Raw genomic sequence first — 12,974 nt, 5'->3', positions numbered from 1 at the left:
CCCGGGCGACCGGGACCCGCACGTCCGCGAGAGGGGGGCCGCAGACCGTCAGGACGCGCGGACCGTCAGGACGACGTGCGGCTCATTCCCAGGGCGTCCGTGGTGGCCGGGTGGGCCAGGAGGACGAGGCAGGTCAGAGCGAGGGCGCCCAGGACCGCGCCGCCCGCGACGAAGCCGCCGCCGTCGCTGTGCAGCAGCGTCCAGGCGATCGGCAGCGACAGGAGCTGGATGATCAGCGCGGGTCCGCGGCTCCACCGGCGGGCCTTGCGCAGCCCGTACGCGGCGCCGAGCGGGAAGCCCGCGAGGACGAGGACGAGCAGCCCGGCGAGCACGGCCTTGCCCGAGCCGCCGAAGAACATCGTGACGCCCCACGCGACCACGGCCAGGCCCTCCACGGCGGCGACGCCGGCAGCGGCGGTCAGCCGCAGCGGCGGCGGTCCCGCGTCCGCGTCCGCGGCGGCCTTCGCGGCGGCGGCTGCCTCCCGCTCGCGCTCGGTGGGCTGTTCGCGCATCGGCGGCACGAACTTCTGCATCTTCTCCGCCACCCGCTGAGGCGGCTTCCGCGTCTTCTTCGAGGGCTGGCTCACACCGGCCAGCGTAGCCCGCTGTACCAGACGGTAGGTACGCTGTCGACCATGCGCGCTCTCCTCGTGGTCAACCCTGCCGCCACCACCACCAGCGCGCGGGTGCGTGATGTGATCAGTACCGCACTGGCGAGCGACCTCAAGCTGGACGTCGCGACGACCGAGTACCGCGGGCACGCGCGGGACCTCGCGCGGCGGGCCGCGGAAGGCGGCGAGGTGGGCCTGGTGGTCGCCCTCGGCGGCGACGGCACGGTCAACGAGGTGGTGAACGGACTGCTGCACCACGGCCCCGACCCGGAGGCGCTGCCGCAGCTCGCGGTGGTGCCCGGCGGGTCCACCAATGTCTTCGCGCGGGCGCTCGGGCTGCCCAACGACGCGGTGGAGGCGACCGGCGCGCTGCTGGACGCGATGCGCGAGGGGGCCTCGCGGACGGTGGGGCTCGGTCTGGTGAGCGGGACGCCGGGCACCGAGGACGAAGGGGTGCCGCCGCGCTGGTTCACCTTCTGCGCGGGTCTGGGGTTCGACGCCGGGGTGGTCGGACGGGTCGAACAGCAGCGGGAGTTGGGCAAGCGCTCCACTCACGCGCTGTATTTGCGCCAGGTCGCACGTCAGTTTCTGGCCGATCCGCACCGCAGGCACGGCACGATCTCGTTGCAACGCCCGGACGGCGAACCGGTGTCGGGGCTCGCGATGGCGATAATCTGCAACACCTCGCCGTGGACCTATCTCGGGAACAGGCCGGTGTACGCCTCCCCCGGCGCGTCCTTCGACACCGCCCTCGATCTGCTGGGCGTGACAAAGATGTCCATGGCCTCTGCCACGCGTTACTCGGCGCAATTGCTCCGTTCCACTCCGGAGCGGGGACCGCACGGGAAGAACGCGCTGGCGCTCCACGACCTGACCGACTTCACCTTGCAATCGCAGGCGGCACTGCCCTTCCAGGTGGACGGTGACCACCTGGGGCTGCGAACGAGCGCGACCTTCACAGGCGTACGCCGTGCACTGCGTGTGATTGTGTAAGTCGAAGAGCCTAAAGTCCTTTTACTCGAACGTTTAGACTGCCCTGCACCCCATGGAAGTACGGCTGTGACTGAGGCGACACCGAGGAATCCAAAAAAACTTCTCTGAAGGGGTTGTATCTCCAGCCGAGGTTTGCGAGTCTCTAGGTGGCGCTCGGGACGGTCTGACAACGACCCCCTTGAGAGCCCGAATCTTCTACCTCACTCAGCGGGACCAGCACCAGTGAAGACTGGGCGGCGTCCCGTTGCCTGCGTAGGGATTCGTGAAAGCGTTCACATTCACAAGCAACGTGCTTGTCACACAAGGAGTTGGAGCAGCCATGGACTGGCGTCACCGCGCCGTTTGCCGCGAGGAAGACCCCGAGCTCTTCTTCCCTATCGGCAACACCGGTCCTGCGCTGCTGCAGATCGAGGAAGCCAAGGCCGTCTGCCGCCGCTGCCCCGTCATGGAGCAGTGCCTGCAGTGGGCGCTGGAGAGTGGCCAGGACGCCGGTGTCTGGGGTGGCCTCAGCGAGGACGAGCGCCGCGCGATGAAGCGCCGCGCCGCTCGCAACCGGGCCCGCAACGCCAGCGCCTGACGCGCACTTACCCCTTCCCCCCGAGCCGCAGCGCGCAGCACCCACCAACACGCGCAGCACACAGCATCATGAAGGACCCCGACCTTCCAGGTCGGGGTCCTTTGCTGTGCCCTCACGGAAGGAAGGGCGAACTCTCAGCTCTCCAGGGGCAGTTCGAGGACGACGCGGGTGCCGCGCGGCTCGGCGGGGACCATGTCGAAGGTGCCGCCCAGTTCGCCGACCACGAGGGTGCGGACGATCTGGAGGCCGAGGTTGCCCGCTTCCTGGGCGTCGAAGCCGTCGGGCAGGCCCCGGCCGTCGTCCTGCACCGAGATGGTGATCCGCTCCCGGCCGCGGGTGGCGGTGACGTCCACCGTGCCCGACTCCCCCGGTCCGAAGCCGTGTTCGAGCGCGTTCTGGAGCAGTTCGGTCAGGACCATCGACAGCGGAGTGGCGATCTCGGCGGTCAGGATGCCGAACCGGCCGGTACGGCGCGGGGTGACCCGGCCGGGTGAGATCTCCGCGACCATCGACAGCACGCGGTCGGCGATCTCGTCGAACTCGACCCGCTCGTCCAGGGTCTGGGAGAGCGTCTCGTGCACGATGGCGATCGACCCGACCCGGCGGACCGCCTCCTCCAGCGCCTCACGGGCGTTGTCGGAGTCCATCCGGCGGGCCTGGAGGCGCAGCAGCGCGGCGACCGTCTGGAGGTTGTTCTTCACCCGGTGGTGGATCTCCCGGATGGTGGCGTCCTTGGTCATCAACTCGCGCTCGCGGCGGCGCAGTTCCGTCACGTCCCGCAGCAGCACCAGCGAACCGGTGTGGACGCCCTTGGGCTTGAGCGGGATCGCGCGCAGCTGGATGACGCCGTCGCCGCCCTCGACCTCGAATTCGCGCGGCGCCCAGCCGCTGGCCAGCTTCACCAGCGCCTCGTCCACCGGGCCGCGGGCCGGGGCCAGTTCCGCGGTGGCCTTGCCCAGGTGGTGGCCGACCAGGTCGGCCGCCAGGCCCAGCCGGTGGTACGCCGACAGGGCGTTGGGGCTGGCGTACTGCACGAGTCCGTCCGCGTCCAGCCTGATCAGCCCGTCACCGGCGCGCGGCGAGGCGTCCATGTCGACCTGTTCGGCCGGGAACGGGAAAGCGCCCTGGGCGATCATCTGGGCCAGGTCGCTGGCGCTCTGCAAGTAGGTGAGTTCGAGGCGGCTGGGGGTGCGTACGGTCAGCAGGTTGGTGTTGCGCGCGATCACCCCGAGGACCCGGCCGTCACGGCGTACCGGGATCGACTCGACCCGTACGGGCACCTCCTCGCGCCACTCCGGGTCGCCCTCGCGGACGATACGGCCCTCGTCGAGCGCCATGTCCAGCAGCGGACGCCGCCCGCGCGGCACCAGGTGGCCGACCATGTCGTCCTGGTACGAGGTCGGCCCGGTGTTCGGCCGCATCTGCGCGACGGACACATACCGGGTGCCGTCGCGGGTGGGGACCCACAGCACGAGGTCGGCGAAGGACAGGTCGGAGAGCAGCTGCCACTCCGAGACGAGCAGATGCAGCCATTCGAGGTCGGAGTCGTCGAGGGCCGTGTGCTCGCGTACGAGGTCGTTCATGGAGGGCACGCCTGTGAGCGTACCGGCCGGGGAGGGGGGTGCGGGACGAGCCGTTTTCGGAGATGATTTCGCTGGAGGGTGCATCGACCCGCCGGGGGCCTGGCGAGGAAGCCTCGCCGGGAACCGTAGACAAGGCCGAATGGTCTAGTCCACAATGAAGCGTGACACCACGCGTGGCGCGTACCGCGCGTCGAACGTGACACCTCGTGTGTCGCGTACGCGCGTGGCATCAGACCTCCGTCCTCCCCGCACAGGAGGACGGACCGAGGCAAGGCGTTCTCTGCCCTGACTACGCCCTGACCTCAAGGTCGGCCCATCGCGCCGGGGGGAACCGCACACCCCGCCGGCCAGGCGCCGACGGCTGCTCCGGGCTGCGGTGCCGGCGGGGTTGAGGGTCCCCGCTGCGCACCGCGGCCCGTGGGTTTTTTTGGGGGGCTCTTTTGTGGGCGGGGGGCTCTTTTGTGGGGCGTGGGTGGGAGCCGTCTTTTGTGGGGGCGCCGTCATTCCCTTTTTATTGCCGCCCTCTCGCCTCCGGGCGCTTAGATCCGGTGTCGACAGTCGATCGTGCTCGTTCGCTCGTTCCTCGCTCTCTGTGCGCGTTCTCCCTTTCAACACCGGCGCGCCCTTTGGCTCGCCGGCTACCGGCGAACCCACCTCGCACAGCCGTGACCCAGGGGCTCAGTCCCTCGCGCAGCCGTGACCCAGGGGCGCAGCCCCACGCGCAAACGCACCCCAGGGGCGCAGCCCCCAGCGCAGCCGTGCCGCGGCGCGAACCCACCTCGCGCAGCCGTGACCCAGGGGCGCAGCCCCCAGCGCAGCCGTGCCCCGGCGCGAACCCACCTCGCGCAGCCGTGGCCCAGGGGCTCAGTCCCTCGCGCAAACGCACCCCGGCGGCTCAGCCCCCAGCGCAGCCGTGCCCCGGCGCGAACCCACCTCACGCAGCCGTGACCCAGGGGCTCAGTCCCTCGCGCAAACGCACCCCGGCGGCTCAGCCCCCAGCGCAGCCGTGCCCCGGCGCGAACCCACCTCGCGCAGCCGTGGCCCAGGGGCGCAGTCCCTCGCGCAGGTGCACCCCAGCGGCATATCCCACCGCGCAGCCGTGAACTGGCGGCGCAGCCGCACGCGCAGCGGTGCCGTAGGGGCGCAGCCCCCACGTGCGGGCGCGGCTCGACGGCGAACCCTGCCCCGGAGGGGCGCTAGTGGGTTTGGGTGATTTTGGACATCGCGCGGGGGGCGTCGGGGTCTTGGCCGCGGGCGAGGGTGACCTCGTGGGCGAGTTTTTGGAGGGGGAGGATCTCGAGAAGGGGCTGGAGCTCTTCGGGGAGGCCGGCGGTGGGGAGGGCGAAGCCGCCGGAGGCGGCGGTGACGTGGGGGTGGGGGCCGATGACGACGAGGTCGGCGCCGCGGCCGCGGAGGCGGTCGAGGACGGGCTGGAGGGCCTGGCCGCCGCGGCCCTCGGTGACGATGGCGATGACGGGCGAGATGTTGTCGACCATGGCGAGGGGCCCGTGCAGCAGGTCGGCGCCGGAGTAGGCGAGCGCGGGGATGTAGCTGGTCTCCATCATCTTGAGGGCGGCCTCTTTGGCGGTCGGGTAGCCGTAGCCGCGTGAGGTGAGGACCATGCGCTGGGCGAAGCGGTAGCGGTGCGCGAGGTCGCGGACCTCGTCGCCGCGGGCGAGGACCTGCTCGGCCAGGTCGGGCAGGGCGGCGGCGGGGGCGCCGTCGCCGCCGCGCAGGCCCTCCACGAGGAGGTAGAGGACCAGCAGCTCCGCGGTGTAGGTCTTGGTGGCGGGCAGCGCCTTCTCGGGGCCCGCCAGGAGGTCCAGGTGGAATTCGGAGACCTCGGCGAGCGGCGAGTCGGCGTTGTTGGTGACGGCGAGGGTGATCGCCCCGGCCGCGCGGGCGGCCGCGGTGGAGGCGGTGAGGTCGGGCGAGCCGCCGGACTGGCTGACGGTGATCAGCAGGACGTCGTCGAAGTGCGGCTTCGCGCCGTAGGCGGTCGTGGTGGACATCGAGGTGAGGCCGCAGGGCAGGCCGAGGCGGATCTCGATGAGGTACTTGGCGTAGAGCGCCGCGTTGTCGGAGGTGCCGCGGGCGCTGAGCAGGACGAAGCGGGGGCGGCGGGCGGCGATGGCCTCGGCGGTGGCGCGGACGGCGGGGGCGCCGTCGGCCAGGATGCGGCGCAGTACCGCGGGCTGCTCGGCCATCTCGCCGGACATGATCCAGCCGGGACGGCCGCGCCGCTGGTCCGGGGATGTTGTGAAACCTGACATCTCCAGGGCCTCCCGTCGTCCGACAGAACCCTCACAGTCGACCACATGAGGTGCCCCGGCGCACCGCCGGCGGGGCCCTGCTCTGCTAGATTGGTCTATACCACACAGTCCCCTCCAGAACGGCAGGCCCAGCGTGGAAGTTGTCATCGTCCCGGACGCCGCGGCAGGCGGCGAGCTGATCGCGGAGGCCATGGCCGCGCTGCTGCGCCGCAAGCCGGACGCTCTGCTCGGCGTGGCCACCGGATCCACCCCGCTGCCCATCTACGAGGCGCTGGCGGCGAAGGTCCGCTCGGGCGCCGTCGACGCGGCCCGTGCCCGCGTCTGCCAGCTCGACGAGTACGTCGGCCTGCCCACCGGCCACCCGGAGTCGTACCGCTCGGTCGTGCTGCGGGAGGTCGTGGAGCCGCTGGGGCTGTCGGAGAAGTCCTTCATGGGGCCCGACGGGGCCGCCGACGACGTGCAGGCCGCCTGCGAGGCGTACGACGCGGCGCTGGCCGCGGCCGGCGGCGTCGACCTCCAGCTCCTGGGGATCGGCACCGACGGGCACATCGGCTTCAACGAGCCCTGCTCGTCGCTCGCCTCCAGGACGCGGATCAAGACGCTCACCGAGCAGACCAGGGTCGACAACGCCCGCTTCTTCGACGGCGACATCGAGCAGGTGCCGCACCACGTGATCACGCAGGGCATCGGCACCATCCTGGAGGCCCGGCACCTGGTGCTGCTCGCCACCGGCGAGGGCAAGGCGGAGGCCGTCGCGCAGACCGTCGAGGGGCCCGTCGCCGCCGTCGTTCCCGCCTCGGCGCTCCAGCTCCACCCGCACGCCACCGTGGTCGTGGACGAGGCCGCCGCCTCCAAGCTGAAGCTGGCCCCGTACTTCCGCGCCACCTTCGCGGCCAAGCCCGCCTGGCAGGGCATCTAGGAACGCGACAGAGCGCCGGACGGACTGCGATCAGTCCGTCCGGCGCTCTGTCGTGTCAGACGGAGCCCACGATGGCCTCGGCGGCGGCCGTGCCGCAGACGCGGGCCGCGCCGTGGGTGGCGATGTGGAGGGCGCCGGTGGCGGGCGCCTGGGGCACGCCCATCTCCACGACGACCGTGCCGGGGCGGCGGGAGACGACCGCCGCGAGCGCCTCGGACATCCAGCGGTGCCGGTGGGCGTCGCGGACGACGACGACGATCGTACGGTCGCCGGCCTCGTCGAGGAGTCCGGCGGCGAACGCCTCGGCGCCCAGCTCCTCCACCTCGCGGCCGGGGTAGGTGCCCGTGACCGTGCCGGGCAGGAGCCTGGCGAGGTCGGCGGCGATGCCCCAGGGGGTCACGTCGCCGACCGCGATGTTGGCGACCGGCGTGAGGGCGGCGACGTAGGGCGCCTCGGTGAGCGGGGTGAACTCGGCGCGGCGGGTGATCCGCAGGGCGCGGCGGGCCGCCTCCAGGCCGATGTCGGACTCCCCTGCCGGGGCGGCGGACGCGGTCCCCTCCGCTGCGCCCGCCCGCTCGGCGGCCCACACCTGGAGGTCGCGCACCCGGGCGGCGGCGTCGGCCAGCCGCTCGGCGGGGAGGTCGCCCTCGCGCACCGCGCGCACGATGGCGTCGCGGAGGCCGAGCACGGTCTGCTCGTCGGACAGGCCGCCGCCGACGCAGATCGCGTCGGCCCCGGCGGCCAGCGCCATGACGGTGCCGCGCTCGATGCCGTAGGCGGCGGAGATGGCCTGCATCTCGATGCCGTCGGTGACGATGAGGCCGTCGTAGCCGAGGCCGCCCTGCTCGCGCGGGGCGCGCAGCAGGCCGGTGAGGACGGCGGAGCTGAGCGTGCCCGGCAGGTCGGGGTCGAGGGCCGGGACGAGTATGTGAGCGCTCATCACGGCCTTGGTGCCGGCGGCGACGGCCGCCTTGAACGGCACGAGTTCGCGGTCGCGCAGGGTGTCGAGGTCGACGTCGATGCGCGGCATCGCGTGGTGCGAGTCGACGCCGGTGTCGCCGTGGCCGGGGAAGTGCTTGACGCTGGTCGCGACGCCCGCCGACTGCATTCCCTCCACGTAGGCGGCGGTGTTGCGCGCGACCAGTTCGGGCTCGGCGCCGAAGGAGCGGACGCCGATGACCGGGTTGCCGGGGTCGGAGTTGACGTCGGCGGACGGCGCCCAGTTGAGGTTGACGCCGCACGCGGCGAGCCTGCGGCCGAGTTCGGCGGCGACGGCCCGGGTGAGCTTGACGTCGTCGACGGCGCCGAGCGCGAGGTTGCCGGGGAAGGAGGAGCCGCCGCGCGCTTCGAGGCGGGTGACGTCGCCGCCCTCCTCGTCGGCGGCAACGAGCACGTCGGGCCGTACCGCGCGCAACTGGGCGGTGAGCCGGGCGACTTGCTCGGGCGACTCGATGTTGCGGGAGAACAGCGCGACCGCGCCGAGCCCTTCGGCGAGCAGCCGCAGCACCCAGTCGGGGGCCTCGGTGCCGCGGAAGCCGGGCTGGAGGACGGTGAGGGCGTCGCGGGCCAGGACGTCCGCGGGCGTGTCGACGGTAATGACGGTCATCCCTTCACCGCGCCTGCGGTCAGGCCGGAGGCCACCTTGCGCTGGACGAACAGGAAGAAGATCACGACGGGCAGGGCGATCAGGATCGAGCCCGCCATGAGGGCCCCGTAGTCCGTACCGCGCTGTCCGGTGAACTTCAGCAGCCAGATGCTCAACGTGTACTTGTCATTGTCCTGGAGAAGTACGTAGGCGAACAGGTACTCGTTCCAGGCGGTCATCAGCGCGTAGATCGACGCGGCGACCAGGCCGGGCGCGAGCAGCGGGAGGACGACGCGGCGGAACGCCTCCATCTGGCTGCACCCGTCGACCATCGCCGACTCCTCAAGCTCCTTGGGAATGTTGACGATGAAGCCGCGCAGCATCCATACGGCGAAGGGCAGTGTGCTCGCCGCGTAGACGACGATGACGCCCCAGTACTGGTTGAGGCCGCCCATCTTGTTGAGCTGGATGTAGATCGGGATCAGCATCGAGGTGGCCGGGATGAGCTGGATCACCAGCAGCGCGATGACCAGGCCGCGGCGGCCCCAGAACTTGAACCGGCCGATGGCGTACGCCGCGAGCAGGCCGATGCCGATGGCGATCACGACACTGCACGCCGAGATGATCACGCTGCTCTTGACGTTGTCCCAGAAGTTGGGCATGTCCATCGCGCGCTTGAACTGGTTGAACGTGACGGAGCTGGGATAGAGCTTCTGGTGGTAGCTGAGGATCTCCTGGCTCGGGCGGAGCGCGGTGATGACCATCCAGTACACCGGGAAGCCCATGATCACGGTGACGATCAGGCCGAGCACGTTCCAGCCGTTGCGCTTCTTCTTCGGAGTGCGGTAGACGACTCCGGCCGTGGGGCCCTGGGTCGCGGGGCCGCTCTTGACAGCGGTGCTCACTCGACCTCTCCGATCTTCAGAAGCTGGCGCAGGTAGTAGACGGCGACACCCGACAGCAGCAGGACGGAGACCACGGAGATGGCCGCGCCCCGGCTGAAGGAGTTGGAGATGAACGCCTGGGTGTACGCGTACAGGCCGAGCGTCTGGTAGTCCTGCTCCGGCTGGCCGCCGCGCATCAGCAGGATCTGGCCGAGCACGCCGAAGTCCCAGATCACCGACAGGGTGCTGGTCATCACGAAGACCGGCTTGATGATCGGGAAGGTGACGTAGCGGAAGATGCCGAAGCCCTTGGCGCCGTCGATCCGCGCGGCCTCCTCCAGTTCCTTGGGGACCTGGGTGAGTGCCGCGTGCAGGCTGATGGCGATGAAGGGGATGGCGCCCCAGACGACCAGGGCGGCGATGATCGCCATGCCGGTGGTCGGGTTGAGGAACCAGTTGTGCCGGGTGTAGTCGACGCCGGGCAGCCGGGTGAGAAGCTGGTTCACCAGGCCGTAGTCGGAGTCGAACATGAACTTGAAGACCGAGGTGGCGACCAGCAGCGGCATCGCCCACACGGCGATCATCACGCTGCTCATGGTGACCCGGACCCAGTTGGAGACCCGCTGCATCAGCAGCGCGATCAGCAGGCCGAGCGACATGGTGGCGACGACGCAGACGACGACGAAGACCACGGTGCGCAGCACCACGGCCCAGAACTCGCTGTCGCCGAGGATCGAGCTGTACTGGTCGAAGCCGACCCAGGGCGCCGCGACGCCGTTCCAGAGGTTGTTGCGGCGCTCGTCCTGGAAGGACAGCACGATGGTGTCGACGAGCGGGTAGCCCAGCACGCCGATCATGATCAGCAGCGCCGGAGTGATCAGCAGATACGGCAGCGATCTGCTCTGCCGGTTGCGACCGGCGGCGCGGCCCGCTGTCGTGGCGACCGGACCGGTCGAGCGCGGCGGCGGGATCTGCGGGCGGCCCCCCGTCACCGGCTCGGTGGCATGCGTGTCGGCGGCACTCATCCGCTCTGACCTTTCTTCGGTGTCCATGCCGGGATACCGGGGCGGGCGGCCCGCGACCGCGGACCGCCCTCCCCTGGTGACGACCGCCGTGTCAGGAGGCGGTGTTGATCAGCGAGTTGATCTTGTCGTCGGCGGCCTTGGCGGCGTCGGCGACGGACTTGCCCTTGAGGATGTCGAGCAGCATCGTCTTGAGGATGCCCTGCTTCTCGATCGCGGCCCAGCCCGGTGCGATCGGCGTGAACCAGGCGTCCGGCACGGCGTTGGCCGCGGCGGCGGTGGCCGGGTCGGCCTTCATCGGCTCAAGCTGCTTGGTGTTGTTCGGCAGCGTCGCCTTGGTGACCAGCGCGGCTTCGTTCTTCTCGTCGGTGAAGTCCGCGATCCACTCCTTGGCGAGGTCCTTCACCTTGGACTTGTTGACCACGGCGAGGTCGGAGCCGCCGATGAAGGACGGCAGCGCCTTGCCGTTCGGGCCGGGCATCGTGGCCGTCTTGATGACGTCCTTGAGCTTGGCGTTGCCGTTCGGCGGCGTGATGACCGAGCCGGCCTCCCAGCCGTTGCCGTAGATGACGCCGGCCTTCTCGTGGGCCATGACGTTGGCGTGGTCCGCCTCGTCCTTGGTCTGGTCGCCGTGGTTGTACTTCTTCACCAGGTCGATGAAGTGCTGGATGCCCTGCTGCGCCTGCGGGCTCTCCAGGTCGGCGGTCCACTTGCTGCCGTCGGTCTTGGCGATCTGGCCGCCGTACGCCTTCACGTACGACATGGCCGCGTACCAGTACTGGCCGGGGAGGTAGAGCGGCGAGTACGTCTTGTCGCCGCCCTTCTTCGCCTCGATCTTGTCCAGGGCGGCGGTCAGCTCGTCCTCGGTGGCGGGGAAGGCGTCGGAGCCCGTACCGGCCTTGAAGTCGGCGGTGTTGTAGATCGCGACACGGGCACCGGCGTAGTAGGGCGCGCAGTAGAGCTTGCCCTGGTAGGTGCAGGTGTCCTCGAGGCCCTTGATCCAGGTGTCCGAGTTCTGGAAGGTCTTCTTGTCCAGCTCGGCGAGGGCGCCGTTGAGGATGTACGTCTGGGTCTCGGTGTTGCCCAGCTCGACCACGTCGGGGGCGCTGGAACCGGAGAGCGCGGCGTCCAGCTTCTGGACCTTGTCGCTCCACTGCTGGTACTGGATCTTGACGTTGACCTTCGGGTACTTCGCCTTGAACTGGGCGGTGGTGTTCTGTACCAGCTCGGGCCAGGCGGTCTGCGCCTCGGCCATCAGCCAGACGGTCACCGTGCCGGTCTGGTCGGCCGGCTTCTCAGCGGCCTTGTCGTCCTTCTTGTCCGACCCACAGGCCGCAATACCAGCAATCATGGTCGCGACGCCGATCGCCGCGATGAGCTTGCGCTTCACGCCACCCTCCTCAGGATGCCCGAAACTCCCCCCACCACCCGAAATGTCGGCTACCGCGAGACACGTGTGCAGCCGCGTCCTGCTCGTGGGTCTGGGATTTGGTCGTTAATGGTTTAGACCAGTACCCGGAGCTTGGCCTAGACCTTTGGGGGTGTCAAGGGTGTATAAGAACCCATGTCGGCTCTGTTATCGGACCGACACCTGAGGGGGAAGCGACCACTACCGCCTCCCCGCTCCAGGTCAGGCCGTGCCACGATGTGAGCCGCATATAACGGAGGAGCCGGTGACGGCAGCACGACAGCAGTCGGGAGTAGACGTCATGGACAGCGACGCGGGCAGTGGCGCGGAGAGTACGGCGGGGACCGCGAGCACCGCGGGCCGTACCGCACGCGTGCCCAAGTACTACCGGCTCAAGCGGCATCTTCTGGACATCACCCAGACCATGCCCCCCGGCACGCCCGTACCGCCGGAGCGCACGCTGGCCACCGAGTTCGACACCTCGCGCACCACGGTCCGCCAGGCGCTCCAGGAACTCGTGGTCGAGGGCCGGCTCGAACGCATCCAGGGCAAAGGCACCTTCGTCGCCAAGCCGAAGGTCTCCCAGGCGCTCCAACTGACCTCGTACACCGAGGACATGCGCGCCCAGGGTCTCGAACCCACGTCCCAGCTCCTGGACATCGGCTACATCACCGCCGACGACCGGCTCGCCGGGCTGCTCGACATGAAGGCCGGCGGCCGGGTGCTGCGGATCGAGCGGCTGCGGCTGGCCAACAGCGAGCCGATGGCGATCGAGACGACGCACCTGTCGGCCAAGCGCTTCCCCGCGCTGCGCCGCAGCCTCGCCAAGTACACGTCCCTGTACACGGCGTTGGCCGAGGTCTACGACGTGCGGCTGGCCGAGGCGGAGGAGACCATCGAGACCTCGCTGGCCACCCCGCGCGAGGCCGGACTGCTCGGCACCGACGTCGGCCTGCCGATGCTGATGCTCTCCCGGCACTCGATCGACACCGTCGGCGAACCGGTCGAGTGGGTGCGCTCGGTCTACCGCGGCGACCGCTACAAGTTCGTGGCACGACTGAGCCGCCCCACCGACTGAGACCGCCGGTTTGACTTCTCACGAGTGAGATCGCCGCACAC

Annotated in this window: 11 protein-coding genes; 4 read left to right on the top strand and 7 right to left on the bottom strand. The window is 70.2% G+C overall.

Translation table 11 applies throughout. From position 1 onward, the window contains the following. Nucleotides 1–65: 65 nt before the first annotated feature. Nucleotides 66–587 carry a hypothetical protein gene (locus ACFZBB_RS16035; protein ID WP_391122379.1) on the bottom strand — a complete coding sequence of 174 codons (522 nt, stop codon included), beginning with the start codon at nucleotides 585–587 and terminating at the stop codon, nucleotides 66–68. 48 nt (nucleotides 588–635) lie between these two features. On the opposite strand from ACFZBB_RS16035, the gene ACFZBB_RS16030 reads away from it, so the two are divergent. Further along, complete coding sequence (locus tag ACFZBB_RS16030) at nucleotides 636–1,604, top strand: diacylglycerol kinase family protein (RefSeq protein ID WP_391122376.1); 969 nt, start codon at nucleotides 636–638, stop codon at nucleotides 1,602–1,604. A 319-nt stretch (nucleotides 1,605–1,923) separates the two neighbouring features. Beyond that, entirely contained in the window at nucleotides 1,924–2,181 is a 258-nt protein-coding gene (locus ACFZBB_RS16025; RefSeq protein WP_031520293.1) for a WhiB family transcriptional regulator, read from the top strand. A 134-nt stretch (nucleotides 2,182–2,315) separates the two neighbouring features. Here the strand turns inward: ACFZBB_RS16025 and ACFZBB_RS16020 are convergent, their stop codons facing one another. Then, nucleotides 2,316–3,764 (bottom strand): histidine kinase N-terminal domain-containing protein, encoded by a 1,449-nt coding sequence (locus ACFZBB_RS16020; protein ID WP_355347416.1) that lies wholly within the window; start codon nucleotides 3,762–3,764, stop codon nucleotides 2,316–2,318. Between the two features lie 1,196 nt (nucleotides 3,765–4,960). Next, nucleotides 4,961–6,037 (bottom strand): SIS domain-containing protein, encoded by a 1,077-nt coding sequence (locus ACFZBB_RS16015; RefSeq protein ID WP_391122373.1) that lies wholly within the window; start codon nucleotides 6,035–6,037, stop codon nucleotides 4,961–4,963. Nucleotides 6,038–6,170: 133 nt separating this feature from the next. On the opposite strand from ACFZBB_RS16015, the gene nagB reads away from it, so the two are divergent. Beyond that, complete coding sequence (gene nagB, locus ACFZBB_RS16010; protein WP_391122370.1) at nucleotides 6,171–6,956, top strand: glucosamine-6-phosphate deaminase; 786 nt, start codon at nucleotides 6,171–6,173, stop codon at nucleotides 6,954–6,956. A gap of 55 nt (nucleotides 6,957–7,011) precedes the next feature. On the opposite strand, the gene ACFZBB_RS16005 is transcribed toward nagB, so the two are convergent. The 4 genes from ACFZBB_RS16005 to ACFZBB_RS15990 form a co-directional block, all read right to left on the bottom strand. Beyond that, nucleotides 7,012–8,562, bottom strand: a complete 1,551-nt coding sequence (locus ACFZBB_RS16005) for a glycoside hydrolase family 3 N-terminal domain-containing protein (protein ID WP_391122367.1) — start codon at nucleotides 8,560–8,562, stop codon at nucleotides 7,012–7,014. Continuing rightward, nucleotides 8,559–9,446, bottom strand: coding sequence for an ABC transporter permease subunit (locus ACFZBB_RS16000; RefSeq protein WP_391044377.1), 888 nt, complete (start codon nucleotides 9,444–9,446; stop codon nucleotides 8,559–8,561). The genes ACFZBB_RS16005 and ACFZBB_RS16000 overlap by 4 nt, the downstream gene beginning before the upstream one ends. Next, the gene (locus ACFZBB_RS15995) at nucleotides 9,443–10,450 is read right to left on the bottom strand and encodes an ABC transporter permease subunit (protein ID WP_391122364.1); all 1,008 of its coding nucleotides are present in this window, start codon (nucleotides 10,448–10,450) and stop codon (nucleotides 9,443–9,445) included. Before ACFZBB_RS15995 ends, ACFZBB_RS16000 begins: the two co-directional genes overlap by 4 nt. 91 nt (nucleotides 10,451–10,541) lie before the next feature. Beyond that, on the bottom strand, nucleotides 10,542–11,837 hold the full coding sequence (locus ACFZBB_RS15990) for an extracellular solute-binding protein (RefSeq protein WP_391122361.1): 1,296 nt from the start codon (nucleotides 11,835–11,837) through the stop codon (nucleotides 10,542–10,544). 319 nt (nucleotides 11,838–12,156) lie between these two features. Here ACFZBB_RS15990 and ACFZBB_RS15985 point away from each other — a divergent pair, with 319 nt between their 5' ends. Further along, a complete protein-coding gene (locus ACFZBB_RS15985) occupies nucleotides 12,157–12,933 on the top strand; it encodes a GntR family transcriptional regulator (protein WP_355347422.1) in 777 nt (258 codons plus the stop codon). Nucleotides 12,934–12,974 lie beyond the last annotated feature (41 nt).

This window comes from Streptomyces sp. NPDC008139, assembly GCF_042957025.1.
GTDB lineage: Bacteria > Actinomycetota > Actinomycetes > Streptomycetales > Streptomycetaceae > Actinacidiphila.
The sequence above is the reverse complement of the archived record's forward strand: the minus strand, read 5'-3'. Positions and strand labels throughout refer to the sequence as shown.